At 43.1% G+C, this 290-nt stretch carries 1 pseudogene; it reads right to left on the reverse strand.

Annotated features, from left to right (window positions below):
- Positions 1-287, reverse strand: a pseudogene (locus AB4486_RS22725) (GlyGly-CTERM sorting domain-containing protein); the annotation flags it as partial.
- Positions 288-290: the final 3 nt, after the last annotated feature.

Below are 290 nucleotides of genomic sequence, written 5' to 3' on the forward strand. Positions count from 1 at the left end.
AATGGTACTTCTTCACGATAACTTACCGCTTCAAGCGTATCGCGAGTCTCACCAGCAAGTTTAAATGCACTATCGGTACAGTTGGTTGCAGCTGAATCGAAGCAACCTAACGCAAGCTCATTCGTTCCGTCTGTCGCAACACCAGGTTGAATCGCCACACCATAGATTTCAGAGGCACCTGTAATTGAAGGAGTGACTTCAACGACCTTGTAAAGCGCAGCATTGGCATTAGTTGCAGCTAAAACTAATGCTGCAACTGTAGTTAATTTAAATTTAGTACAAGTCATTAT

It is taken from the genome of Vibrio sp. 10N.222.55.C6, from assembly GCF_041473395.1.
Lineage (GTDB): Bacteria > Pseudomonadota > Gammaproteobacteria > Enterobacterales > Vibrionaceae > Vibrio > Vibrio crassostreae_C.